Origin of the sequence: Nitrosopumilus sp. K4, assembly GCF_018128925.1 — an archaeon.
Lineage (GTDB): Archaea > Thermoproteota > Nitrososphaeria > Nitrososphaerales > Nitrosopumilaceae > HKST03.
This window is the reverse complement of the sequence record NZ_CP067007.1, coordinates 731,015-752,695: the sequence shown is the minus strand read 5'-3', so window position 1 is coordinate 752,695 and position 21,681 is coordinate 731,015. Positions and strand designations below refer to the sequence as shown.

Annotated in this window: 29 protein-coding genes; 12 read left to right on the top strand and 17 right to left on the bottom strand. The window is 34.4% G+C overall.

Features of this window, described 5'->3' with window-relative positions; genetic code table 11:
- Window positions 1-10 precede the first annotated feature (10 nt).
- The 4 genes from NsoK4_RS04525 to NsoK4_RS04510 are packed head-to-tail and all read right to left on the bottom strand — an operon-like array spanning window position 11 to window position 1,602.
- On the bottom strand, window positions 11-430 hold the full coding sequence (locus NsoK4_RS04525) for a universal stress protein (RefSeq protein WP_211688562.1): 420 nt from the start codon (window positions 428-430) through the stop codon (window positions 11-13).
- A gap of 25 nt (window positions 431-455) precedes the next feature.
- Complete coding sequence (locus NsoK4_RS04520) at window positions 456-806, bottom strand: hypothetical protein (protein ID WP_211688560.1); 351 nt, start codon at window positions 804-806, stop codon at window positions 456-458.
- Window positions 807-841: 35 nt separating this feature from the next.
- Window positions 842-1,432: a hypothetical protein gene (locus NsoK4_RS04515; protein ID WP_211688558.1), complete on the bottom strand. Its 591-nt coding sequence runs from the start codon at window positions 1,430-1,432 to the stop codon at window positions 842-844.
- Window positions 1,433-1,464: 32 nt separating this feature from the next.
- Window positions 1,465-1,602 (bottom strand): hypothetical protein, encoded by a 138-nt coding sequence (locus NsoK4_RS04510; RefSeq protein WP_249111171.1) that lies wholly within the window; start codon window positions 1,600-1,602, stop codon window positions 1,465-1,467.
- 244 nt (window positions 1,603-1,846) lie between these two features.
- On the opposite strand from NsoK4_RS04510, the gene NsoK4_RS04505 reads away from it, so the two are divergent.
- A complete protein-coding gene (locus NsoK4_RS04505) occupies window positions 1,847-2,104 on the top strand; it encodes a hypothetical protein (protein ID WP_211688555.1) in 258 nt (85 codons plus the stop codon).
- A 339-nt stretch (window positions 2,105-2,443) separates the two neighbouring features.
- Window positions 2,444-3,346, top strand: a complete 903-nt coding sequence (locus NsoK4_RS04500; RefSeq protein WP_249111170.1) for a matrixin family metalloprotease — start codon at window positions 2,444-2,446, stop codon at window positions 3,344-3,346.
- On the opposite strand, the gene NsoK4_RS04495 is transcribed toward NsoK4_RS04500, so the two are convergent.
- Window positions 3,347-3,835, bottom strand: coding sequence for a hypothetical protein (locus tag NsoK4_RS04495; RefSeq protein ID WP_211688554.1), 489 nt, complete (start codon window positions 3,833-3,835; stop codon window positions 3,347-3,349). It abuts the gene before it with no gap.
- 315 nt (window positions 3,836-4,150) lie between these two features.
- On the opposite strand from NsoK4_RS04495, the gene NsoK4_RS10030 reads away from it, so the two are divergent.
- The gene (locus tag NsoK4_RS10030; RefSeq protein ID WP_249111169.1) at window positions 4,151-4,351 is read left to right on the top strand and encodes a hypothetical protein; all 201 of its coding nucleotides are present in this window, start codon (window positions 4,151-4,153) and stop codon (window positions 4,349-4,351) included.
- A 48-nt stretch (window positions 4,352-4,399) separates the two neighbouring features.
- Entirely contained in the window at window positions 4,400-4,933 is a 534-nt protein-coding gene (locus NsoK4_RS04485; RefSeq protein ID WP_211688553.1) for a hypothetical protein, read from the top strand.
- A gap of 23 nt (window positions 4,934-4,956) precedes the next feature.
- Here NsoK4_RS04485 and NsoK4_RS04480 read toward each other — a convergent pair whose 3' ends face one another.
- The 3 genes from NsoK4_RS04480 to NsoK4_RS04470 form a co-directional block, all read right to left on the bottom strand.
- Window positions 4,957-5,217, bottom strand: a complete 261-nt coding sequence (locus NsoK4_RS04480) for a hypothetical protein (protein ID WP_211688552.1) — start codon at window positions 5,215-5,217, stop codon at window positions 4,957-4,959.
- Window positions 5,218-5,546: 329 nt separating this feature from the next.
- Window positions 5,547-5,789: a hypothetical protein gene (locus tag NsoK4_RS04475; protein ID WP_211688551.1), complete on the bottom strand. Its 243-nt coding sequence runs from the start codon at window positions 5,787-5,789 to the stop codon at window positions 5,547-5,549.
- Between the two features lie 67 nt (window positions 5,790-5,856).
- Window positions 5,857-6,174 carry a GIY-YIG nuclease family protein gene (locus NsoK4_RS04470; protein WP_211688550.1) on the bottom strand — a complete coding sequence of 106 codons (318 nt, stop codon included), beginning with the start codon at window positions 6,172-6,174 and terminating at the stop codon, window positions 5,857-5,859.
- 101 nt (window positions 6,175-6,275) lie between these two features.
- On the opposite strand from NsoK4_RS04470, the gene NsoK4_RS04465 reads away from it, so the two are divergent.
- Window positions 6,276-7,955: a helicase C-terminal domain-containing protein gene (locus NsoK4_RS04465; RefSeq protein WP_249111168.1), complete on the top strand. Its 1,680-nt coding sequence runs from the start codon at window positions 6,276-6,278 to the stop codon at window positions 7,953-7,955.
- A gap of 541 nt (window positions 7,956-8,496) precedes the next feature.
- Here NsoK4_RS04465 and NsoK4_RS04460 read toward each other — a convergent pair.
- Both NsoK4_RS04460 and NsoK4_RS04455 read right to left on the bottom strand, forming a co-directional pair.
- Window positions 8,497-8,781: a hypothetical protein gene (locus NsoK4_RS04460; RefSeq protein ID WP_211688548.1), complete on the bottom strand. Its 285-nt coding sequence runs from the start codon at window positions 8,779-8,781 to the stop codon at window positions 8,497-8,499.
- Between the two features lie 58 nt (window positions 8,782-8,839).
- Window positions 8,840-10,960 carry a CDC48 family AAA ATPase gene (locus NsoK4_RS04455; RefSeq protein ID WP_211688913.1) on the bottom strand — a complete coding sequence of 707 codons (2,121 nt, stop codon included), beginning with the start codon at window positions 10,958-10,960 and terminating at the stop codon, window positions 8,840-8,842.
- A gap of 230 nt (window positions 10,961-11,190) precedes the next feature.
- On the opposite strand from NsoK4_RS04455, the gene NsoK4_RS04450 reads away from it, so the two are divergent.
- The 3 genes from NsoK4_RS04450 (at window position 11,191) to NsoK4_RS04440 (ending at window position 12,918) form a co-directional block, all read left to right on the top strand.
- Window positions 11,191-11,625, top strand: a complete 435-nt coding sequence (locus tag NsoK4_RS04450; RefSeq protein ID WP_249111167.1) for a universal stress protein — start codon at window positions 11,191-11,193, stop codon at window positions 11,623-11,625.
- A gap of 1 nt (window position 11,626) precedes the next feature.
- The gene (locus NsoK4_RS04445; protein ID WP_211688546.1) at window positions 11,627-12,061 is read left to right on the top strand and encodes a universal stress protein; all 435 of its coding nucleotides are present in this window, start codon (window positions 11,627-11,629) and stop codon (window positions 12,059-12,061) included.
- Window positions 12,062-12,366: 305 nt separating this feature from the next.
- A complete protein-coding gene (locus tag NsoK4_RS04440; protein WP_249111166.1) occupies window positions 12,367-12,918 on the top strand; it encodes a hypothetical protein in 552 nt (183 codons plus the stop codon).
- Here NsoK4_RS04440 and NsoK4_RS04435 read toward each other — a convergent pair.
- Window positions 12,915-14,039 (bottom strand): YncE family protein, encoded by a 1,125-nt coding sequence (locus NsoK4_RS04435; RefSeq protein WP_211688544.1) that lies wholly within the window; start codon window positions 14,037-14,039, stop codon window positions 12,915-12,917. The two genes, NsoK4_RS04440 and NsoK4_RS04435, sit on opposite strands and share 4 nt — an antisense overlap.
- Before the next feature lie 31 nt (window positions 14,040-14,070).
- Window positions 14,071-15,744: a dihydroxy-acid dehydratase gene (ilvD, locus tag NsoK4_RS04430; protein WP_211688542.1), complete on the bottom strand. Its 1,674-nt coding sequence runs from the start codon at window positions 15,742-15,744 to the stop codon at window positions 14,071-14,073.
- 101 nt (window positions 15,745-15,845) lie between these two features.
- Here ilvD and NsoK4_RS04425 point away from each other — a divergent pair, with 101 nt between their 5' ends.
- Entirely contained in the window at window positions 15,846-16,040 is a 195-nt protein-coding gene (locus NsoK4_RS04425) for a hypothetical protein (protein WP_211688540.1), read from the top strand.
- A gap of 3 nt (window positions 16,041-16,043) precedes the next feature.
- Here the strand turns inward: NsoK4_RS04425 and NsoK4_RS04420 are convergent, their stop codons facing one another.
- Entirely contained in the window at window positions 16,044-16,643 is a 600-nt protein-coding gene (locus NsoK4_RS04420; protein WP_211688538.1) for a protein-disulfide isomerase, read from the bottom strand.
- Between the two features lie 79 nt (window positions 16,644-16,722).
- On the opposite strand from NsoK4_RS04420, the gene NsoK4_RS04415 reads away from it, so the two are divergent.
- Window positions 16,723-17,127 carry an HIT family protein gene (locus NsoK4_RS04415; protein WP_211688536.1) on the top strand — a complete coding sequence of 135 codons (405 nt, stop codon included), beginning with the start codon at window positions 16,723-16,725 and terminating at the stop codon, window positions 17,125-17,127.
- Here NsoK4_RS04415 and prf1 read toward each other — a convergent pair.
- The 4 genes from prf1 to NsoK4_RS04395 form a co-directional block, all read right to left on the bottom strand.
- Window positions 17,120-18,400 carry a peptide chain release factor aRF-1 gene (gene prf1, locus NsoK4_RS04410; protein ID WP_211688534.1) on the bottom strand — a complete coding sequence of 427 codons (1,281 nt, stop codon included), beginning with the start codon at window positions 18,398-18,400 and terminating at the stop codon, window positions 17,120-17,122. The two genes, NsoK4_RS04415 and prf1, sit on opposite strands and share 8 nt — an antisense overlap.
- Window positions 18,401-18,465: 65 nt before the next feature.
- Entirely contained in the window at window positions 18,466-19,107 is a 642-nt protein-coding gene (locus tag NsoK4_RS04405; protein WP_211688532.1) for a thioredoxin domain-containing protein, read from the bottom strand.
- Between the two features lie 36 nt (window positions 19,108-19,143).
- Window positions 19,144-19,770 carry a DUF4443 domain-containing protein gene (locus NsoK4_RS04400; protein WP_211688530.1) on the bottom strand — a complete coding sequence of 209 codons (627 nt, stop codon included), beginning with the start codon at window positions 19,768-19,770 and terminating at the stop codon, window positions 19,144-19,146.
- A gap of 51 nt (window positions 19,771-19,821) precedes the next feature.
- On the bottom strand, window positions 19,822-20,577 hold the full coding sequence (locus NsoK4_RS04395) for a response regulator (RefSeq protein WP_249111165.1): 756 nt from the start codon (window positions 20,575-20,577) through the stop codon (window positions 19,822-19,824).
- Between the two features lie 146 nt (window positions 20,578-20,723).
- On the opposite strand from NsoK4_RS04395, the gene NsoK4_RS04390 reads away from it, so the two are divergent.
- On the top strand, window positions 20,724-20,939 hold the full coding sequence (locus tag NsoK4_RS04390; RefSeq protein ID WP_211688528.1) for a CbtB domain-containing protein: 216 nt from the start codon (window positions 20,724-20,726) through the stop codon (window positions 20,937-20,939).
- Between the two features lie 11 nt (window positions 20,940-20,950).
- On the top strand, window positions 20,951-21,673 hold the full coding sequence (locus NsoK4_RS04385; RefSeq protein ID WP_211688526.1) for a CbtA family protein: 723 nt from the start codon (window positions 20,951-20,953) through the stop codon (window positions 21,671-21,673).
- The last annotated feature ends 8 nt before the right edge of the window (window positions 21,674-21,681 follow it).

Here is a 21,681-nt window from a genome sequence, read left to right as displayed (position 1 = left end):
TTAACATTTGCTATTTTACAATTAACACTGGAATTTTTGATTTATGTAAAACATAATTTGAAACACTACCCAAAAACATTTCCTTTATTGGGTTGAGACCTCTTGCGCCAATTACTATTGTGTTGACTTTTTGCTTTTTTGCATATTTTACAATGTCATATCCTATATCCCCACCTGGGATTATTTTTGATTCAAAATCAATTCCTGCTGAATTACATTTTTTCTTTGCATCTTCGATAATTTTTTTGGCTTTTTTTGCCATATTGTTTTTTATTTCCATTTTTGGTCTTGTAATAAAATATGATAATGGTAATTCAACAACATTCACTCCTACTATCTTAGATTTGTCTGCTTTTGCTATTTCTATTGCTTTTCCTAAACCTCTGATGGAGTTTTTTGAGCCGTCTAATGCGACAAGAATTTTCCCCATGATTTTTTTATTATTGGTGTGTGATTTAAGGTATTGGCTTTGCTTTTTTGGGTTTATTTTTTCTAGTTCCGTTTGATTTTTGCCTTTTTCTTTTGCTTTCTTTACTGAGAATTTGATATGTCTTTCCCGTTTCACATAGTTTCATTTCTCCTGTTCTTTCATCATGAACTGCTTCGATACCTCCTTCTACTAGTAGGGCACCGACTATTTCCCAAGATTGCTCATCAGACACGTTGAATTTGTATGATATTGTTGATGCTCGTGTATAGAAACCATTTTTTGAATTTCTTAAAATGAATCCTTTTATTCTGTCCTCTATGGTCTGAGGCTTTGATCTTTTGGAAAATCTTCTAAATGGTTTTTTATTTTCAGCCAATTTCTTTGATCTTCTTTTCTGTTATTTTAGATAAATCATTCTGCGTTGATTGAATCAGGATCATTATTTCCTGGCAAATACCTGTCTCCTAACCTCTCAGTCATCTTTTGATCAAACTCTTCTTGTAATCTTGTTAGATAAATTTCAGCCTCTGTTTGATCTTCGGGTATGCCAGTATCTGTATCATAGTTTACTCCTGTTGCAAGATGATAAAATTCTTCAAAAAACTCTTTACAGTCAATTACATCTGCATCATGATCAACTGACACAACAAGACACTCCTCTTCAATTCGAAACTTTAATGTTATTTCTTCATCAATCATAATATCTGCCATTACTGCCATCAGGTATGGTATGATCTTTTTGTCTATCTCTTTTTTTTCTTTAGAGTTTGATATCCATAACTCAAACCCATCTGCAAGAAAATCAAAATTGTCAATAGTGACTTCTCTAATATCTGATTTCACGTATGCAAATTTTGATTTCCAATCTATGTTTTTATTTTTAGGTTCTACAAATAACACATCGAATTTTAATTCTGGATTCTTTTGTTCGTACTCCCAAATCTGTTTATTTGTCCACATTGGAGAGTATTTTTCAATCAATATTGCAGTGCCCTGATCCATTGCTCTTATCACGATTTCTCTCTTGTTTATGCTTAACTTGATATCCCTGATTTAAGAAATGCTAAGGTACACTCGGCAAGTTCAGAATCGGTATGTTCTTTGATGTTGTGCATACAGTTAGGACAAATTCCTGTAGGTGCATCAGAAAATTCATCTCCTACTTGTTTCATACAACACTCCATCAATTCTGATGTAGAGTGTGATTCCATTGATAGTTTACAGGTAGGACATTGTGTCATATTTCATATTTTTGCCTTGTGGGTAATAAAGCAATTTGATGTGTTCTAATGAAAAAATAATTTTATGGCTGCTGCCATGTTATGACTTAATTTAGATATTGTTAAATAAAAACAATATGGACAATTGATTCAATTGTGGATATGACATATATTGAATTTTATTTTATTTTTTAAATTGTTCACTGAAAAATTCCAAAATAAAACTATCTGTTGCAGTTCTTGTAAAAAAAACGTATTTTTTGAACTAATTGAAGATATAGAATGTGATATGGGGCATCATGATGTGATTCAATGCCCAAATTGCCAGGAATTATTTTCTATTGACAAACAATGTCCTGCATTTCAAGACATGCTTTATCTTGTTTCTTGCAATGCTACCTTGTTTACAGAATCTGAAAAATCTGAATATTCAAAAAACCCTCACTGCTTTTAATAACACCTACTCCTATGCAAGTGGATTTTAAACATCTTGTAAATTAGATGTTTTTTATATTTTCATTCACACGCATTAATTTTCTATTTGAAATAATTCGTTCTTTTCAAATTTGTTTTGGCCACAGAAGAAGTTGGTAATCAGTGCCGTTTGCAATTTTCATTGCGATTACCAATCAGCCCAGCTATTCTATGGCAATGTTTTCCCTCTAAAAAACTTCATAAAATAAAACAAGTGTTGAAAAGCTTTCTATGTTATCAAATAAATTAATTCAACCTTTTTGTATTGTCTGAGTTTTCAATAGAAAGTTTTAGGTATGTTTAAAATCATGTGTTTTCATTGAAGGGGTTTGTAATTGCCATGTTTGTCATCATTATTGTGGGCTTTCTTTTGTACTCTGATGTTTTATCATTTGATGGGGATGACGTTTTTTCTGGGCTAGAAAAAACATCTGAGAAAACTAGAGAGATTGTTCAGACAATAAAACAAAACAGTGAACGCATAATTTCTTATTCTATACATGATGTGCCAAATTTGCCTGATAGTCAGATTCCAATTAATGCTTTGAAAAAAGCTCTTTATTCTTGGGAATCTATCAATCCTAATTTGACCTTTGTAGAGGCAGAAAATCCTGAAATTGTATTTAGATGGCAGGTTTATGCCTCGGAGACTCACACGGGACTTGCCACATGCAACTCTGCATTGTTTGGTGTTCTGAATAGTTGCATTTTGGATATCTCTGTTGGAAACGAGGACTGTAATGGCAACTATGTACAAAACGATGAAAACATGGTTGCAAATATTATCATGCATGAAGTAGGGCATGCACTTGGACTACGACACACTATGGAAAAAAATAACTTGATGTATTCTAATGAATTCCCTGAGGAAAATTTTGATACTCTGGGTTTACAAATTCCTCAAAAATTTGATGAGTTGTATATAGGCCAAAAAGAACTGTTAGACCAGGATCGACAAATTAGAAATAATATTGAATCTTTTGATGAGGAGATATCCAAATTACAAATTCAGTATGATGAATATTTCGAGCAATATTTGTTCTATGAAGGTAAATCATTATCTGATGAAGAACTTGAAAAGACAAAAAGAATATTTGACAAACTGAGTTCTATTTCTGATGAAATCAACACTTCCATTGATGAGCGAAATATGCTTGTATATCAAAGCAATGAACTTTTAGAACAATTAGGTTGTCAACCTAATTTTGTAATTGTTGAATGACTATTGGTTTTTTTCTAAACTGTTAAGCATGGATTCTTCTCCTGCCCAGCTGTATTTTCCTAACTGCCAGAATCTCATGTCTATTGTTTTATCTGTTTTTAGCTCACTGGGCAATTCGTTGTATTGTTCAAGAATTTTCTTTTGTGTGGCAACTTCTGCCTTTATAATATTGATTACTTCTTCTGTCTGCAATTCCCCGTGATATTCCCCATTGTAAAACTTGTCTTTGATTATGGCTAGTCTTTCATTTGATTCAGTTAATTGTTTGTCTAGATGTTTTTGTGTGATTTCTGCTGCATTTTCCTGATTGATGTCATTTAGAAGATAAAATCCCACTGCCAAAGATATTATCGCAATAGCCATTGAAGCCACAAATCTGACATTCATGTGATTGTGGGCCTTGATTGTTAAATTAATAGTTTTGAAAGCAAGCATGTTTGATGTTTTCTCTAGCTTCAGTCCCTTTGGGGGATATGTTGAAAACACCAAACAAGCAAACAACCTTGCTTTATGTTGGTTTTTCTTTTGAAAAATTGTTAAAATTCAACGTGTCTTGATATTTGATCAAAATGGTTTGAAAAAATTATCCACATTGAAATTTGTGCCTAAAATGATGCTGACAAAACATGTGTTTCAAAATAAACACACTATTTCTTTTAATCATTTATGGGTATATTGTATTGAGTCATCGTTTGACGGCTGTCCTACGTTTGCCTTAACAGACCATGCCCCTAGAATTCCCGGCCGTCAAACATCTCTTTTATACAAATATTTTTCACATGTGTTGACTAAATCACTATGTTGATGATTGTTTGTAAGGGGATTCGAAAGTCTGGAAAACTTCAACATTGCAAGTTCATTTATGATGGGAATTGGGGAGATACTGCTCTTGTGGAGCATGAAAAATTTCATAATGAAAATATGACTCATGATGAATTTTGGCTAGGTTTTGATGTGCCTCAATTTTTTGGAAAGTTCAGCGGTAGAGATGGAAAACGTGAATGATGTTCAATACACGTCAATGATTTTATTCTTAATCTGATACGGAAAATCATGAATGATGATAATATTGTCAGTTGGTCTAAAGACTATCGATTAAAATGGTCTGATTTTAAAGCAGAACCAAATCCAGCAGCGTTTGAGGATGCATATAGTTTTGTAAAATATAGATCAACTTGGACAGTTAACTCTGAGAGTTTTGGACGTGATATTAAATTCTGTATTTCAGATATTGCTATAATTCCTGAGTTTCACCGACACTTGTCTTGGGTAAGAAAACAAATGGCAACATCTGATCTTTTAGAACATCAACAGGGACATTTTGATCTTGCAGAACTCTTACGATATGATACGACCAAAAAAATCGAAGAATTTTTTGAAAACAAATGGTATCCTACTAGAGGACAAAATGAAGAGCAACGAAAACAATTTGCTCGTGAAGATTCTGGTGCTATGATTGCAAAACAAGTTGAAAAATTAGAGGCTGTTTTCTTAAAACGACAACAAGACTATGATGAACAGACGGATTTTGGGCAAAATGCTGAAAAACAAGATGAATTTAATACAACGTTTGCACAATTAAGATAGCCGTAATTCTGAAAACATCTTGTTTATTTTTGAGCAATTTTACTTTCTGGAATTGCAGAAATGTAGTTTACTAGACTGCGGTAGTATTTTAAATGAAATTCCAAGTCTTTAATTTCTGTATTTTTTAATTCTTCTAATTCTGGTCCAAAATCTCTTGTGTCTGATTGTATGTGATTTAACGTGTTTTCATTGATTTCGATCATGTGAAACAAACTGTGTAACACTTCTCCTTTTGTTAGTGTCTTATCACATGATTTTTGTAACAATGCGTCAATCCAGTCCATGTTATGTTAAATCAAAATTATTATTTCCATCCCTGAATGTGAAATTTTCAACCTTTACTCTAATTTTCTTTAGTGTGTATTGGTGATTCTATGAAAATTCTATTGTTTTTTTGATTTTTTCCTAGACATGATTTCTTTATTTCTCTCAATATCTGAGTGCACTTCTACATGTTCGTAGAGTTGTTCTTTTGTATCAAAAATTTGCTCACAGTAATAGCATTGATGCATCCCTATCATATGTTGATCTTAGATTAATTATTTTCTCTAATTTTACGCCTCATCTCATTGAAAATGATGTAAAAAATGAAAAAAGATGATGTGGTTAGAATCTATTTTCCGGCATTAGCCCTTACTGCTGCAGCTTCGTCTGCAAAGGGATCGTCATGCCACCTTTCCTTGTTTAATTGTGGTCCTAATCCTGATTCTGGGGTGAAAGAACCTTGTTCGGCAGCAGGTGCTAATACTGCATCTTCTGGAACGAAATTTTGTTGGTTTTCTGTAGCATATACAATTGCAGCAGCTATGGCTGCAACCCCTATTGCAATTCCTGCATAAACCATTGCGTTTGACATAAAATGAATATTGGATTTTTTATATTAATCCAGTAGGACTGCATTGCACTCATTTTATGAATTTCATCTAATGTGTTTCTAATTCTATCTCTGTATTACAGACTGGAATTTTTCCTGTTTGAGTTTTGAAATCTTCGATTAATTGAAGTTGTTTTTCTTTTGGATTATCCGTAAATTCTCTTTGATATGATGCTGTTTTTTGCTTACATTCGTCACCCTCAAATTCTTCATCAACATATTTTGTAAACGTCTTCTCTAGATTGATGCTTTCTCCAATGTAAATGACTTCTTTGTTTCTTGAATATAGTACATATACTCCTGGAATTGGTTTTACAAATTTTGCACTCTCTAACCAGACTCTCATTTTATCATCAAGCAATTCCATATTCTATGTTAGATCTACTAGATATTAAACTAGATTACAAATAATGTGATATTACAAGAACCTTCATGCTTTTAATATTAAAGAAAAAGAGGATTAATCCTGTGTCCCTTTTAGAGAAATTCCCAGATCAATTCACCCCTAGAGAAATTCAAAAAGAGATCATCTCTCAAATTGAAGATAAGATAAAGTCAGGCTACCGCAAAATAATACTATGTGCACCTACTGGTGTTGGAAAATCCCTTGTCGGTGCAACAATCTCTAGATATTTTGATAGTTCTTTTACTGTAACTGCGTCAAAACATCTTCAAGATCAATATATCAAAGATATTCCTTTTCTAAAACCCGTAAAGGGAAAACAGAATTTTCCTTGTCTGAAAATGATGCACTCTGAAAAAGTAGATAACCCAAGACGAGCAATGCGTTGGGGATTGACATGTGATAAAGGACAATGTCAAGAAAAGATCAGTAAGAACGGAAAGGAGATAATTGAAGTATGCAAATTCAAGCCTTCAATTAAACAAGTTGAAGAAAACACTCAAGATTCTGAATCATGTCCATACTATTTACAAAAATATGATGCTCTAGTCTCAAAACACTCTTTGTGGAATTATCATGCCTTTTTTCAAATAATGAAATTTAACAAAAAACTCTTTGAAGATTACCTTGACAGAAAGGTATCTGTTTTTGATGAGGCTCATAAAATTGAAGACCAAATAATGCAGTTTATTGGATTTGATATTTTTGCAGGACAGGTAGAAGAATGCAATTTGAACGCTGACCGATACGATTTTGGAGATTTGGATTCTATGCTACAATTGACTGATGATATTGCTTTTTCATATGCTAAAAAAATAAAAGATATCAAGGAAAGTGATGTATTTCAAAAAGATCCTGACTATGAAATGATCACTAGGTTGGAAAGAAGGTATGACAGGGCAGCACAAGCAAGAATTGATATTCAAAGCGATAAAGATAATTTTGTTGTAAACGATCCTGTCAAGGATTTTAATGGCAATTTTCGAACTATTTCTATCAAACCAATTGATGTTTCAAAATTTGCACATTCTTTTTTTGAAACTGAATACCAATTATTCATGTCTGCAACAATTGACAAACACAGTTTTTGTGAAAACATGGGATTAGATGGAGAACAAGTTGCGTTTATTGATACGCCAAAATCACCTTTTCCAATTGAGAATCGTCAAATCAATCTTCTAAACATTCGAAGACTCAGCTATGGTTCTACCGAAGAAGATGAACTTGAGGTGATAAAGACAATAGACCGAATTTTAGATGAGCACTCAAATGAACGTGGTTTGATTCTTACATCTTCAATTCCTAGATGCCAAAAAATTTTGAGATACCTCTCACCAAAAAACACTCGACGAATACGAATATGTCACAGCTCAAACAAAGACGGAAAAACACAAGATGAAATCATATCTGAACATGCTGAAGATCCTACTGGGATTTTATTGTCTTCTTCGTTGTGGGAAGGTGTGGACCTAAAAGATGATTTGTCAAGATTTCAAATAATAGCTAAGGTACCTTATCCGAATTACAAGGAAAAAAGAACAAAAGCAAAAATGGACAAATTCCCACTATGGTATACTTCTCAAACACTTACCAAATTACTACAGGGTTTTGGCCGCTCAATTAGGAGTGAGTCTGACTGGGCAAAAACATACGTACTTGATACTGCTGTAAATAATGTCTTTTTTAAGGCACAAAGAATGATTCCAAAGGCATACTATGATGTATTGAAATTAGAGAATCTTTAGTAGATTAAAGTGTGAGAAAAAGTAAATCTGTTAGGCATGAATTATCGAGGTTTTAGATTTTGATCATACATGGAATCGATAATTACAATCGATGTAGATGCAAATATTTTATAAAAAATGAATCAGTGCTTGTTGTGACATAGTTAAGCAGTCTGTCACATCTAGTGCTTTTTCCACCAGTAGTGCTTCTTTTTTTATATTGTTGTGAAGTAATAATGAAGAGATTCTTAAGATAATCACATACATCTGACTTTATTTTGTGCTTTCCTTTTTCCATACGTTGCATGCCGGACAACGATTTACTATCTTGTCTTGAATCTTTTTTGAGAATACATTTCCACATGATTTGCAAATACGTAGCTGATCTGAACTAACCATATCAAAATAACACCTCACATCTTTTTGTATATTTCGTAAAAATCCATTTTTGAAGCTACTTTCTCATATTTTCTGATCTTCCATCAACACTTTAGAATCAATTATTCTTGATATGTTATTTCTCAAAAATATGGTTGATAGGATCATGCTTTGATACGGTTATTCAGATTTTATCCTGAGGGGATCCTATGTAGAAGACATATACAAAATCGGCACTACCATAACTTTCTGAGTCTTGCCTCATCCCTTTGTCCATAAAATAAGATTCTACCTTATCTGCGTCCTCTTTGGAATTAGCATCCCAATCCCTCCAACTGCTTGGTTCTCCGCGTTTGGTCTTACTGTTTTCAGAATCATTTGTTCTACCTATCATCCATTTTGAGTAATTTCCACCTGATTGAGACTTTACAATCTCTTCAATCTCGGAAATGATTTCTGAGGATTCCATGATTTTTTAGTGACTATCATCTTAAAAAAAGAATATCAATAAAATCAGTCATGATAATTCAGGATGAAGATTTTGTCTTCTTTATTTCGTTTATTGAGTATTCTAGATCCTTTTGAGTTATTTTGATAGACTTTACGTCTTTTTCCTTGTTTTCCACAAATCTCTTAACTCCCAAGAGTGCTCCACGATTGCACACCTCTTCAATTTCTGCCCCACTGAATCCCTTTGACATTTCTGCCAGGGTCTTTAGATTGACATCCTCTGCAAGTGGTTTGTCTTTGGTGTGAATCTTGAGAATCATTTCTATTCCTGCAACATCAGGGTTTGGAACTTCTATTACCCTATCAAATCTGCCAGGCCTAAGTAGTGCAGGATCCACAATGTCCCGCCTGTTTGTTGCACCAATTATCAATACGTTATTGAGCTCCTCCAACCCATCTATCTCAGTTAGAATTTGGGAGACGACATTTTCTGTGACATGTGAATCTGAATTACCGCTTCCTCTTTTTGGAACAAGCGCATCTATTTCATCAAAGAAAATTATGCATGGGGCAGCCATACGTGCTTTTCTGAAAATTTCTCTTACTCCCTTTTCAGATTCACCAACCCATTTGGATAGCAGTTCAGGACCCTTGATGCTGATAAAATTGGATTCAGTTGTTGTCGCAACTGCCTTTGCAATTAGTGTTTTTCCTGTTCCCGGAGGACCGTAAAGCAGTACTCCCTTTGGCGGTTTTATATGCGCATATTCAAAAGCCTCTTTGTATTTTAATGGCCATTCTATTGCTTCACGAAGTTCTTCCTTTAGTTTGTCCAGCCCCCCTACATCATCCCAACTTACATTTGGAATCTGAACTAGAACTTCCCTTAATGCAGAAGGCCTGACTTCTTTTAACGCATCAGTAAAATCTTCACTAGTTATCATTATTTTTTGCAGTACTTCCTTTGAAACTTTTTCTTCTTCCAAATTAATCTCAGGTAAAATTCTTCTAAGGGATCTCATTGCTGCCTCCTTACACAGAACTTCCAGGTCAGCCCCCACAAATCCGTGAGTTATTTTAGAAATTTTTTCTAGAACCACATTTTTGTCTAGAGGCATTCCACGTGTGTGGATGTTTAAAATTTCTAATCTTCCCTCTTCATCAGGAATTCCGATTTCAATCTCTCTGTCAAATCTGCCTGGTCTTCGTAGTGCAGGATCTATGCTATCTGGTCTATTAGTTGCAGCAATAACTACAACTTTTCCTCGAGATTTCATTCCATCCATCAGGGTCAGTAATTGTGATACAATCCGTTTTTCCAATTCTCCTGAAACCTCCTCTCTTTTTGGAGCAATTGAATCAATTTCATCAATGAATATAATGCTAGGAGCGTTCTCCTCAGCCTGTGTAAAAATTTCTCGTAGTTTTTCCTCGCTTTCACCATAATGCTTTGCCATGATTTCTGGACCGCTAAGTGATGTAAAGTGGGAATTTGTCTCACCTGCAACTGCCTTTGCAAGTAATGTTTTTCCTGTTCCGGGAGGGCCATACAACAAGACACCTTTAGGTGAGGATATGCCTATTTTCTCAAACAATTCTGGATGTCTCATTGGCAACTCTACCATTTCACGTATCTTTAGAATCTCATTTTTTAATCCGCCCAACTCGTCATAGGTAATTCTTGGTATGGAAGGATCATCTAATTTTGTAATGTTGCCTAACTTGAATATTGTATCATCGGTTACAAAAACAGGCTTTGCGGGTTTTGTGCTAGTTACCACAAGCTGAATCTTACTTCCCATTTGAGTATTGACTATTACTGTGTCACCTGTGGTGAAAACATGGCCTTGATAAAGTGAAGACATGTACTCATGTAACCCCTCGGCATGAATCTTTTCAATAGGGGACAACACAATTTGTTCTGCTTCTACTCCCTCAACTGCATTAATGGAAAGATTCTCACCAATACTTGCCCCTATATTGTATCTGGTGAGACCATCTATACGAATAGTTTTACTGTCATAATCTTCTGGAAATCCAGACCATAGTTTTACATGACTTTTTTTATTTGCAGACAGTTCTAGAATTTGTCCCGGTTTCCAGTTATTCTCTTCAATTATTTTTGGATCAACGATAGCCATTCCCTTACCAACATAGGCCTGTGGCATCTCTTCGATTTTTAGTTCAATTTCTGACAGGCATTATTTACTGCACTGTACTATTTGAGTAATTGTGTTGTTATCATAACTGACATTAAACGTTGTTCTCTTTTATGATTGGAGTGTATAGAGTCAGTTTTGAATAATGATTTTTTGTGTAATTTGAACCAATGATTTTTTGCCTTAGGTTTATTGGAATGGTTGTTATGAGCCCTCTACTAAACATGATATTGTGAATTGAATTAATAAGCAAGTTTACTTTACCTTTAATGTTGAATTTCAAAAACATTTTGGTAGCATACGATTCATCAGGATTCTCCAACAGGGCTTTCAAAAGTGCACTGGACATCGCAGAACCAAAAAGTCAAATTACCATTGTAACTGTACTTACAGGAATTTATCAACCATCTATAGGGTTTTCAATGAAGTATAGCAAAGATTTGTTAGATAAGGAAACTAAAATACTAAATAATATTTTCTCGAAATTGCAGGCAACTGCCAAGAAAAAAGACATTTTGCTTTCCTTAAAAATTCTTCAGAATAATTCTGTTTCAAAAGCAATTCTTGACTATGTGAATTCACACAAGTATGATCTAATTGTAATTGGTTCTCATGGCAGGACTGGACTTAACAAGATGATCTTGGGCAGTGTTGCAAATGCCGTTTCTCAACAATCAAAAATACCTGTGATGGTTGTGAAGTGATATGGCGTTCTCAAATATTCTGGTTCCTTTTGATGGTTCATCTTTCTCAGTTAAGGCATTTAATGCAGCCTTAAAAATAGCAATAATGCATGATGCCAAAATTAAAATTATTACATGTTTAGAAAAAGAAAATTTAGGTGCTTGGTATATTGACAAAAGAACTAATAAAAAAATAATTAACGATGCTAGGATTTTTGCAAAAAAATCTCTTTCAAACCTAGAGAAAATTGCCAAAAATTCTAATATTTCACTTTCCATACATATAGTTGAAACAAAATCCATCTCAAAACAAATTGTAGATTTTGCTAAATCCCGAAAAATTGATCTAATTGTAATTGGTTCTCATGGCCAATCAAAAGTCAAACGAATCTTTCTGGGAAGTGTAAGTAACTCCGTAAGTCAGACATCCAAATGTCCTGTTTTAATAATAAAATAAACTGTTAATTTTTGTCTGAATTACATTGTACACCATTGATTTCTCCTGCATCTTAAGACTTCAAACCCCATAGTTCCATAACTATAGGGTCAAATGGTAATGATTTGTATCTGCTCAAACATCATGTGGGTACAACGAATGTGAATCTGCCTTTAGTAGATAACAGTAATTTTCAAGGGGAAATTGTAATTTTTACCTGTTATCTCTGACTGAATTACTGATCGATGATCTATAAACCTTGTGAACAAATTGATCATGTCTGAGAATTTCCCAAATCCTTAATTGATTATGGCTTTTTTTAGTGCATGTTGAGTGTTTCACAATATTTGAGAAAGATTAAAGGAAAAAAACATCCGTTAAAAATTCGTCTATATCTAATTGACAATGAAAAGCATTACTTTGTTAATAATGGTGTTGTCAAAAAAGGATTTGATTCTAAGCTAAAGATATCAAAAAACAGGGACAGTGTATTATCAGCATTCTCAAAGATGGCATTTTTGTTTGATGAGATAATTCGTTTACGAATTGTTGGCGTTTCAAATGAGCGAGACAGCACAGAATTGCTGTATCTGCTGAACCTTGTTCCAATTAACAGAAAAATTAGGACGTTTCTTGATTGGAAAGTTTTTGGACCTGAATTTACACGTGGCATGTCCAGACTCTTTGAGGTTAGAAATGATGCTGTACATTGTGTTTCTCTAAATGATGTGACTTACAACCCACAAAACAAAGTATCTTTATCAAGTCAATCGGGTTTCAAAAAATTCTCAACTGATCTTCAGAAAGCATGGAAGGAACTTTTGAAAATTTACATCAATGAACAAGAAAAGATTGATTTTGACAGGTTAAAATTTTAAGGGTTTGCTGGTACCGTTACCCAAAATGGTTTTTCTCCAACATCTATTCTGTGTTTGATCAAAAGAGTCTCCGTATCTATCACTACTATGTGATTATCATTTACTACTGCAACATACAATAGTGTTCCTTCTGTATTGGTTCTTAACCCATGTGGTCCTGCCCCTACTGTGATTTCTTCAATTACCTCAAAATTCCCTGAATCAATCACACTGATCTTGTCTTCTGCTATTCCTGAGACAAATATCCTGTTTCCTGACTGTGGTATATCAATCCCATGATGTCCTTTAGTTACTGGTATGTTTTTGATAATCTCTTTTTCGTTCAGATCTATTACTGAAACATCATTTGTTCCGATGTTTGTGACTAGAATGTGTTTTGCATCTGGTGTTATGTCTAAATTGTGGGGCATTTTTCCAACAGAAAACCTGTCAACTACTGTTAAGGAATCAACGTCAATTTCCACAATCTCGTCTTGACCTTGTAATGTAACGTATGCTGTAATCCCATTTTGTGTGAAAACTATGTTGTGTGGCATTGTTCCTACCTTGATTTCTTTTACCACTGTATGCCTAAGAACATCAATTACGCTAATCGTACCTGCACCTTCATTTGCCACAAAAATCAAATTTCCTGTTGGGTCAAATTTCAAACCTTTTGGCGTATCTCCTACGCTAATTTTTGACAAAAGTTCTCCAGAATGTGCTTCATATACAAATATTGAATTTTCTTTACTGCTTGTTGCAGCTACCATGCTTGCATCCATGTTTGTTGAAACATATGTCATTTTTTCTCCTGCATCAAATTTTTTCATGGAGTTAATTTCAACAATTTTATCTTCGCCTTGCAACGTTGCAAATATCAATCCGCTATTTGTAATAATTTTTGTATGTGTTGGATTGTGATCCTCTGCCCATCCTCTTTGAATTAGTTTTTCCACACTTTCTTCTTTAACACATGCAGGAATCCATCCAATTTTGAAAATCAATGTCAAATGTGATTTACATTTCGTATTGTGTGGATCAATTCCTGTTTGTTTTAATGGGGGAGGGATGTCTCCAAACGTGTTTACAGCAAAATTTCCAAGCAATAGAAGTAAAACAATTGGAATTACCTTGATCATTATTCTTACTTCAAAATAATCTACAATGGATTTATAGATTAGGTTTAGTGATGGCGCCTTCAGCTGCAGAACCTACAAGCGTTGCAAATTTTGCAAGTGCACCTGTTGTATAGTTTGGTTTTGGAGGACTCCATTGTTTTCTTCTATTTTCTAATTCTTCTGGTAAAACATGAAGATCAATAATGTTAGTTTCAGTATCTATTGTAATTTCATCATCGTCTTTTACAAGCGCAATTGGTCCACCTACATATGCTTCTGGTGCAACGTGTCCTACCATAAATCCTCTTGTTCCTCCAGAAAACCTTCCGTCTGTAACCATTGCTACTTTCTTACCTAATCCTTGACCTACAAGAGCTGCAGTTGTTGCCAGCATTTCTCTCATGCCTGGACCTCCTTTGGGCCCCTCGTATCTGATAACTACTACATGTCCTTCGTCAATCTCTCCTTTTGAAACTGCATCAAATGCATATTCTTCTCTGTCAAACACGCGTGCTTTTCCAGTAAATTTTGTCATTTCTACTCCTGCTGTTTTGATTACTGCTCCATCTGGTGCTAGACTTCCTTTCAAAACTACTGCTGTTCCAACAGAATGCAATGGGTCTTCAACTGATTTTACAATTTGCTGTTCTGGTTCTGTTATATTCATAGATTCAAGATTCTGTCGAATTGTTTTTCCAGTAACTGTCATACAATTATCGTGAATTAGTCCTTTATCTGATAATTTTTTTAGAACAAATGGAATTCCTCCGATTTTGTCAAGAGAATTCATCACGTAACTACCTCCAGGTTTCATATCTGCAAGATGTGGTGTCTTTTTTCTAACTCTTTCAAAATCGTCATAAGTTAGTTTTATCCCAACTTCGTTTGATAATGCCAATAAATGCAATATTCCATTTGTTGATCCTCCGACTGCATTTAGCATTGTAATTGCGTTTTCAAATGCTTCAAATGTCAAAATATCACTTGGTTTGATATTTTGCTCTAGTAATTTTACACATGCTACTCCTGTATCATAAACCATTTTCTCTCTTCTGTCGTCTTCAGCAGGTGGGCTGGCACTTCCTGGTAATGCAAGTCCGATTGCTTCTGAAATTGATGCCATGGTATTTGCTGTAAACATTCCTCCACAGGAACCAGCATTTGGACATGCTGTGTTTTCGATATTTTTCAAAGCCTCTAGTGATAACTGTCCTGCATCATATGCCCCTACTGCCTCATAGACATCTACTACTGTAAGCTCTTTTCCATCTAACATGCCTGGCATGATTGTTCCTCCATAAACAAAAACCGACGGCAAATTCAGTCGTGCCATTGCCATCATGGTTCCAGGTAAGCTTTTGTCACATCCTGCAATACCTACAAGTGCATCATATTGATGCGCTCTTACCATTAATTCAATTGAATCTGCAATAACTTCACGAGAGATCAATGATGATTTCATCCCTTCATGACCCATTGCAATTCCGTCACTAACTGCAATAGTGGAAAACTCTCTTGGTGTTGCACCTCCGTCAATTACTCCTTCTTTTGCTCTTAGGGCTAGTCTTGGAAGATGAATGTTACAAGGTGTCGCCTCATTTCCTGTATGACAAACACCGATGAATGGTTTGCCTAAATCGTTATCTGTTAATCCCATAGCCTTGTACATTGCTCTATGGGGTGCACGAGATGTTCCTTCAACAACATTTCTGCTAGAAATTTCCATAATACTAAATTCAAAATTGCTATAATTTAGACTTTGTTGAAATTATCGACACTTATTCAGTATTGTAGAGCGTTTAAATTTCAACGATTTGTTCGAAACATATGGAACAAAAAGAATTACACTGTCCAGTATGTCAGGGAAATAAAGCAGAGATTGCGGGAGAAGATGTCAAACTATCTGGTAGATTTCAAGACAAAGAATTTCTTACCACACCATTGACGGTATTACGATGCACTAGGTGTGGATATTACATGTTCTTTGATAATTCTGCACAGTTTACTGCAAAAGATTCTTGAACTCTATTTGATGATTTCTTGGTTTTCTAATTCTAATAATTGACCTTCAATCTCTTCGGGAGTTTCTGCACCATATGAAATCAATATTCTGTCTCCTTCTTGAATCTCCAATGGCCTAATGTCTGGCAATTGCTCTCCGTTAACATAGAACTTTAGCGAATAGTCCTCATTAGTGCAAAACTCTCTCCCATCTTGGAAGATAAAGCATTGATCATCAAGTCCTAATCCTAATGTCTCAAACAGATATCCTAGTGTTACTCCTGTTGCATGTTTGTGAACAGTAGTACCGTCTCTTCCTTCAAAATGAATCCAGCTTGATTTGATTTGATATGCTGGTGCTGAAAAGTCAAATTTATCTCCAAATATCTTAACCAAAATTGCAGCATGTGAATGTTCACTGCCTAATGCTCCTGCGTTTTCAGGCCCTCCTGGAACTGCTGTGTCACTCATATTTGCAAACAAAAATGCAGAATACCCTACGATTACTGCAATTACGCCTAAAACACCCGCTGCAATGAGTGTCTGCTTTCGTTTTTCTGCAGAACGCTTAGAGGCAAAATTATCTCTTTTTTGTTCACGTTCTCTTCTTTCTTTTCGTCCCATGAGATACAAAAATTTCTGAAATTGCCCTAATTAACTGTTCGATGAAACAATAAATAAAATCAAAAATTGCTGGTTTGATATGGCTTGTATATTTTGTGAAATTTTATCTGGAAAACGAAATGGGCATATTATTTATGAGGATGAAAAACATATTGCAATTTTGGACAAGTACCCAATAGACATCGGGCATAGTTTAGTCATTCCAAAAGAACATCATGAAAGAATCACTGACATGGATTCCGATTCTGTAGGGGATATGTTTTCACTTGTACCAAAAATTGCAAATGCCGTTATTTCTGTGACAGGTGCAGATGCATTTAGTTTAGGACAAAATAATGGTAGAGCTGCAAAACAAATAATCCCACATGTACATGTGCATATTATTCCTAGATATAATCACAAGGGAACAATTTGGACAAAACGTGCAATATCTGATGATGCTGAATTATCTGAACTTGCTAAAAAAATCAAAGATATTATTTAGTGTGGCCTGGATTGTATCTTAAAATTGCACCAACGCTTCCTAGACTGGATAACATAACTCCATGTTCTGCTGTTCCTGAAATTACTTCAAGTTGGGTTCCAGTTTGTGCTGCAAGCAATTCCAGATAATCCACTATGTCTTGTTCGTTTGCTTCTACTTCCATTGACTTACAACCCGGGCACGGATTGTTTGCAAACTCTGTCTTTTTTGGAATGACTTCAGGCCTTTCTACAATTTCTTCTTGAATGTTTTGACATCTCTTACATTTTCCCTCTATTCTATGCAAGTTTGTATTGTCTGTTATCAGTAAGGTTTTGACGACATTATTTTTGAGAAGTTCAATCACCTCTTTTAATCCATATGTGCCTAATCCGGTACGACCATTGATTTCTTTGAATAAATCTTCAACAAGTTTCTTTTCTTCAACCATCCTAAAATCTGACAGAATGTCCCCTGCTTTTGCAAATGCCTCTCTGATTCCTTCTGCTCCTGAATACGATGAATCAATTGTTGCAATGATCATATTTTGAAGACGGTATTCTAGATAATTACCATTAATGAAATCTTCTTTTGTTGGACCTGGTCCAGAAATTACTAATCCTTTGATTGGATAAATATCGATAAAGTATTCTCTTGTAGTTTCAGCCACTCTGTTATAGTAGTATGATAATTCCATCTCTCTTAGTTTTTGGAATCTTTTAGCAGACTGTCCTCCTTGTCTGTGTTTTCCAGCAACACCTGAACCTGTTTGTGCTAGAACCTCGATCTTATCACCATGTAATAATCCCCATCCTGCATCTTTTGCATCAATTGCCAAGAATCCGATTAGGTTGTCATCTTTTAACATGTCTTTTAGAATGTCGACATGAAAATGATCATCGCATCTATACAGATATTGATTCAAGTCTTTTGGAGGATCAATTTCCCATACCTGAACAACTTCACTTCCCAATGGACCTCCGCCTTCAGGTGGCAATGCTCCACAAAACATTACTAGTCCACGTTCTGGTGTTTTTTTGTATAGTTTTAGTCTCTGAACAACTTTTCCAAGTGAATCTACCACGTGGCTTCTGGTAAGATCTGATTTGATGTTATCAGCTGTTCCTTGTTCTTGCTGTAGGGTACCTATGATTTCGTGCAATTGTTTTCCTTTAGGTATGTATACGCTGATAAGCTCGGTTCCTCTTCCTGATTTTTGGGACAACTCATCAAGAATTTTTCTAATTTTGTAAAGCTTAACAGAATCTTGCTTTTCAATCTCGATCTTACCCATTGTTGGCTTCTCCTTGTAATACGCATATTAAGTTTGGTTGATTCATTTTCAAAAAATACTAAAAACTATAATTCATCAAAAGTTTTTAGAAAAACTTCTAATGGTTGATTTCCGCGAATTTTAATAATTTTTTCATCATTGAAAACCAAAAATGAAGGCGTAGCATCAATTCCAACTTCTTGTCCAAAATCATAGAGTTGATTTACCTTTTCTTTGTATGTGTGCGAGTCCATGCAGTTGTTGAATTTATTCAAATCCAAATTCACAGTCATGGCAAATTTTTCTAATGAGTCCCTTGTAATCCAGCCTGTTCTTTCTCCTGCCCAATTCTTGTATGTCTCATCATGGTATTCCCAATACTTTCTTTGATCATTTGCACAATATGCTGCTTCTGCAGCCAATACAGAATCGGGACCATTTAGTGGGAAATCTTTGAAAACAAGTTTTACTTTGCCTGTTTTGATATATTCTTCTTCAATGATTTTTAATGTTGTATCGTGAAATTTGTAACAAAACGTGCATTGATAATCTCCCCATTCTAAAATTGTTATTGGTGCAGATGGACTTCCAAGAATTGGAGACCCTCCTTCAATTAATTTTGATTTTGTTAACAGTGTGTCTTGTCGTTCTTCTTGTGGATAAAATGTAATGAACCCTCCTACGATAATTCCTACTATTACTGGAATTACCAAAAAGATCTTTGTCAACGAATCTTAGATTCCTAATTCAAGTAAATAGTTTGTCTACGTTGTTGCAAGTGTCCATAATGCAGAGTTTTTTGCAGATATTTCTGCAACAAATGGATCATCCGATGATGAAATTATGATCACGTCTTCTTCTTCTGGCGATAACTCTTTTTGGAGAGTGTTTTTTATTGAGGGTTCGTTTGAAAAACAATCTTTTTCATCTGGAAAAACAAAATGATTGTTTTTAAACAAAATAGTGGTACAGCCTGAAGAACCATACAAAATTGCATAATCTCTTTGCTCCAGTCCTGTTTTGATGGCCTTTGAATATTTTTTTAATAGAACAGCATGGTTAAATTTTCCAGAAAGAAAATCTGATTTTTTAATGACACATTCATTGCACATGACCTTTTGAATATCTGCAATAAATTTTTTCCCCTTGTTTGTCAGAAAGGTGCCTGATTTTGTAGACTCTACCATTTGAGCTTCTTTTAGATGGGAAATCAAAGTTTTGACTGCCCCTTCACCTAGATGAATTTCCTTACAAAATGTTGCTCTGCTTACGAATCTATCTCTTGATAGCATTTGTAATGCTTTGAAAACATGGGGGATGCTAAATGTTAAAATTTTACTTGAACCTTTTCGTGAAACAATGTTTTGTAATGTCTCGATATTTTTTTTCACATTACATTTTTCTTCTTTTTGTATATAAATTCAATAATGTTTAATTTATTTTTAAAAAAAATTCTGCAAAATCAGCATTGCTTCATTATATTTTTCAAACGAAGACTTTTCTACTTGATTAATGTTTTTTTGTTCTATTTTATCTAACAACGTTTTGTTGTTAATCATATCATCCAAGGCTTCAATTGAAAATGGTTTTTGAATCATTTCTACCACCTTATTTAATCTGGATATTGATTCTGAAAGAATTTTTTGTATCTGTCCTGATGCAAATATAATTCTCTGATTTGAATTTATTTTCAAAATTTCTTGTGCAACTTGAACTCCTGTCATTTTTGGCATTACGTGATCTAAAATTACAACATCAAAATATTCTGGCAGATTATTTTCTTTAGCATAATTGTGTTCTTTTTTGTATATTTCCAGACATTTTTGTCCATCCGACGCTGTAACAACTTCTTTGTTTTCAAATTTTAGCCATTCTTTGTAAATTTCTAAAATATGTGGTTCGTCTTCTGCAATAAGCAACTTGATTTTTTTATTTTTTGGTTCTTTTGAAATGAATCTGTTTATTTCTTGTTTTGAAATTTTTTCTTTTATGATTTCTATTATTTTTTCTCCTTCTCTTCCAAATACTCTTTGAGATAGATGTTCAAATGTGTCATAATCTGATAATATTTTTTCTGGCGTTTTTCCCGATTCATTTTTCATGGTGTTGATTATGGTTCTGTATCCATTTACTCCATATTCCTTAATCAATGCATTTTCAATAATCGATGATATTTTTTTTGCTTGGGTATCTTCCATTTCTTGGTCTTATATCGATCAAAATTGATGATAAAGGATTGTCTGTCATTTTGAGAAATAACATCTTAAAATATGATGTTATTCTATGTTTATTAATTGGATAAATTGTCCAAGAACTTAAATACAAACTCTTGATGCCAACCAATATGTCTGAATCAAGACAAATAACGGTCTCTAAGAAAGGAGTTCCAACTATTGCAATTATTGCCTTAGCTGTGGTATTTGCTGCAGGTTTGTTTGTAGTTGGATTTGATCAGGGACATGTCTTTAGCTTAGTTTATGGTGAACAAGCCTTTGAGGATTTGTACATTCATGAACTTACTCATGATATGAGACATGCAGCAGGATTTCCCTGCCATTAGGAGTTAATATCATGAAAACATCTCTTTTTCTAATCATTGTTTTAGTGTCAGGCGCACTTGCAGGATTTATCCATGGTAGCGTGAATCTTGCAATTGTTGAACCCTATCTTGATGAAGCAATTGGGATTGAGAACCAAAACTTGTTTGCGTCTGGCGAAGAAGAGGATACGTTGGAATTTTGGGTAGAATACGAAGGCTATAGAACATGGCAAAAGAGCGGTCAATTACTTGCAGGTGTTATACTTGGTACTTCTGTTGGTGCACTGTTTGGAATTGTTTTTGCATTGTCAAGACATTCACTTCCAGGTAAAAGTAATGTCAAAAAAGCACTTGTTTTAGCTGGCATAATGTGGCTTACGTTGTATTTCATCCCTTTCTTGAAATATCCTGCAAACCCTCCAACTGTTGGAGATACTGAGACTGTAGTTTTACGTGCAATCTTGTATCTGTCTTTTATTGCAATATCTGGATTTGCAACTGTTGGATTTTACAAATTGTCCAAAAAATTTGAAAGTAAAAAGAAATTCATCTCATTAGCTGGTTATGCTATTTTTATTGGAGCTGTGTTTGTTGCAATGCCTGACAATCCTGATCCAATAACTGCCCCCATGGAACTTGTTGAGGGCTTTCGAGCAGTTTCAGTTTTAGCTGTATCTTCCTTTTGGATTTCAGTTGCCATTATTCTGGGATTGCTCTGGAATAAATTCAAGCCTAATCAGGAAATTACTGCATGATTTCTTAG

Coding starts and splice junctions, on each gene's coding strand:
- NsoK4_RS04460 (WP_211688548.1), bottom strand. CDS start 8,781: ATGGAATCCTCAGAAATCATTTCCGAGATTGAAGAGATTGTAAAGTCT.
- NsoK4_RS04515 (WP_211688558.1), bottom strand. CDS start 1,432: ATGGATCAGGGCACTGCAATATTGATTGAAAAATACTCTCCAATGTGG.
- ilvD (WP_211688542.1), bottom strand. CDS start 15,744: ATGGAAATTTCTAGCAGAAATGTTGTTGAAGGAACATCTCGTGCACCC.
- NsoK4_RS04525 (WP_211688562.1), bottom strand. CDS start 430: ATGGGGAAAATTCTTGTCGCATTAGACGGCTCAAAAAACTCCATCAGA.
- NsoK4_RS04510 (WP_249111171.1), bottom strand. CDS start 1,602: ATGAAACAAGTAGGAGATGAATTTTCTGATGCACCTACAGGAATTTGT.
- NsoK4_RS04395 (WP_249111165.1), bottom strand. CDS start 20,577: ATGGAAGATACCCAAGCAAAAAAAATATCATCGATTATTGAAAATGCA.
- NsoK4_RS04440 (WP_249111166.1), top strand. CDS start 12,367: ATGTTGAGTGTTTCACAATATTTGAGAAAGATTAAAGGAAAAAAACAT.
- NsoK4_RS04435 (WP_211688544.1), bottom strand. CDS start 14,039: ATGATCAAGGTAATTCCAATTGTTTTACTTCTATTGCTTGGAAATTTT.
- NsoK4_RS04415 (WP_211688536.1), top strand. CDS start 16,723: ATGGCTTGTATATTTTGTGAAATTTTATCTGGAAAACGAAATGGGCAT.
- NsoK4_RS04480 (WP_211688552.1), bottom strand. CDS start 5,217: ATGGACTGGATTGACGCATTGTTACAAAAATCATGTGATAAGACACTA.
- NsoK4_RS04470 (WP_211688550.1), bottom strand. CDS start 6,174: ATGGAATTGCTTGATGATAAAATGAGAGTCTGGTTAGAGAGTGCAAAA.
- NsoK4_RS04450 (WP_249111167.1), top strand. CDS start 11,191: ATGTTGAATTTCAAAAACATTTTGGTAGCATACGATTCATCAGGATTC.
- NsoK4_RS04475 (WP_211688551.1), bottom strand. CDS start 5,789: ATGTCAAACGCAATGGTTTATGCAGGAATTGCAATAGGGGTTGCAGCC.
- NsoK4_RS04385 (WP_211688526.1), top strand. CDS start 20,951: ATGAAAACATCTCTTTTTCTAATCATTGTTTTAGTGTCAGGCGCACTT.
- prf1 (WP_211688534.1), bottom strand. CDS start 18,400: ATGGGTAAGATCGAGATTGAAAAGCAAGATTCTGTTAAGCTTTACAAA.
- NsoK4_RS04425 (WP_211688540.1), top strand. CDS start 15,846: ATGGAACAAAAAGAATTACACTGTCCAGTATGTCAGGGAAATAAAGCA.
- NsoK4_RS04390 (WP_211688528.1), top strand. CDS start 20,724: ATGTCTGAATCAAGACAAATAACGGTCTCTAAGAAAGGAGTTCCAACT.
- NsoK4_RS04420 (WP_211688538.1), bottom strand. CDS start 16,643: ATGGGACGAAAAGAAAGAAGAGAACGTGAACAAAAAAGAGATAATTTT.
- NsoK4_RS04485 (WP_211688553.1), top strand. CDS start 4,400: ATGAATGATGATAATATTGTCAGTTGGTCTAAAGACTATCGATTAAAA.
- NsoK4_RS10030 (WP_249111169.1), top strand. CDS start 4,151: ATGATTGTTTGTAAGGGGATTCGAAAGTCTGGAAAACTTCAACATTGC.
- NsoK4_RS04445 (WP_211688546.1), top strand. CDS start 11,627: ATGGCGTTCTCAAATATTCTGGTTCCTTTTGATGGTTCATCTTTCTCA.